This window comes from Microvirga aerilata (assembly GCF_016743775.1).
Lineage (GTDB): Bacteria > Pseudomonadota > Alphaproteobacteria > Rhizobiales > Beijerinckiaceae > Microvirga > Microvirga aerilata.
In genome coordinates, this window is record NZ_JAEQMY010000264.1 from 1 (window position 1) to 1,522 (window position 1,522).

At 64.2% G+C, this 1,522-nt stretch carries 1 protein-coding gene; it reads left to right on the plus strand.

What is annotated here, in order from left to right; genetic code table 11:
* Positions 1-24 precede the first annotated feature (24 nt).
* Positions 25-1,522, plus strand: a 1,498-nt coding sequence (locus tag JKG68_RS32220) for an IS1182 family transposase (protein ID WP_202066491.1), incomplete at its 3' end; no start/stop codon positions are given.

Sequence of the window (1,522 nt, forward strand, 5' to 3'; positions counted from 1 at the left end):
GCTGTTCAGCAAGAGGAGGGATCCATGAGCCTTCATCCAGAGCCGATTGGTGAGATCCCGGCCGAGACCGTGCGGGTTGCCCGGGCCGCTTTTCCTAAAGGCAACATTGTGACCCGGTTGCGGGATGAATTTAGCATCCTCTACCAGGATGAGGACTTCCGACAGTTCTACCCGAGCCGGGGGCAACCCGCCCTTGCACCGTGGCGGTTGGCTCTGATCACGGTCTTCCAGTTTCTCGAACATCTCAGCGACCGGCAGGCGGCCGACGCAGTCCGTGCGCGGATCGACTGGAAGTACGCCCTGGGACTGGAGCTGACCGATCCCGGGTTCCACTTCAGCGTGCTCACCGAATTCCGGGCCCGCCTTGTCGCAGGCCAGGCGGAGCATCTGCTGTTGGACACCATGCTCGAGCGCTTCAAGGCCCGCGGTCTGATCAAGGCACGCGGCAAGCAACGCACCGACAGCACGCATGTGTTGGGTGCCGTGCATGACCTGCATCTTCTGGAACTGGTCGGCGAGACGCTCCGCGCCACCCTGGATGATCTGGCCGCCGTTGTGCCGGACTGGGTTCGCGCGATTGCGCAGCCGGCCTGGTTCGAGCGCTATGCGCATCGCATTGAGGACTACCGCCTGCCCAGAAGCCGGGAGAAGCGCGAAGCCCTCTCGCTGGAGATCGGCGCGGACGGGTTCTTCCTGCTTGATGCCTTGGATGATGCAAACGCGCCGGCTACGGCCCGCGCGGTGCCCATGGTGCAGACGCTGCGCGACGTGTGGCGGGTGCATTACGCACGGGATGACGGGCGGCCGCGCTGGCGGGCTGGAGCGGAGTTGCCGCCGGTCGGCGAGCGGCTGCAGTCGCCCTACGATCCCGAGATGCATTACAGCACAAAGCGTCAGATCGAGTGGTCCGGCTACAAGGTCCATGTCACCGAGACCTGCGATGATGAAGCAGCGCACCTGATCACGCATGTGAAGACCTGCCCCGCCATGGAGCAGGACATGACGAGCACGGCCGAGATCCACGCGTGCCTGGCCGCCAAGGGCCTCCTGCCTTCTGAGCATTACGTGGACTCGGCTTACGTCGATGCAGCCTTGTTGGTCAGCAGCCAGCGGGACCACGGGATCTCGCTCGAGGGTCCGGTGCGGGGCGTATCGTCCTGGCAGGCCCGCACGGGACAGGGATATGATCTGCCCAACTTCGTGATCGACTGGGAGCGCGAACAAGTGACCTGCCCACAGGGTAAGGTCTCCGTGACTTGGCGCGTCGCGCGCAGAGAGGATGGGAGCCCGCGCATCAATGCTGTGTTCAGCCGCTCTGATTGTGGTGCCTGCTCCGTCAGAACGCTGTGCACGCCCGCGAAGGAAGGCCGCCGCGCCGTCTACTTCCACACGCGCCACGAGTACGAGGCATTGAATGCAGCCCGATCCCGGATGCACGATCCGACATGGACGGAGCAGTATCATATCCGGACTGGCGTCGAGGGCACTCTCTCACAGGGTGTGCGGGCATTCGGAATGCGTC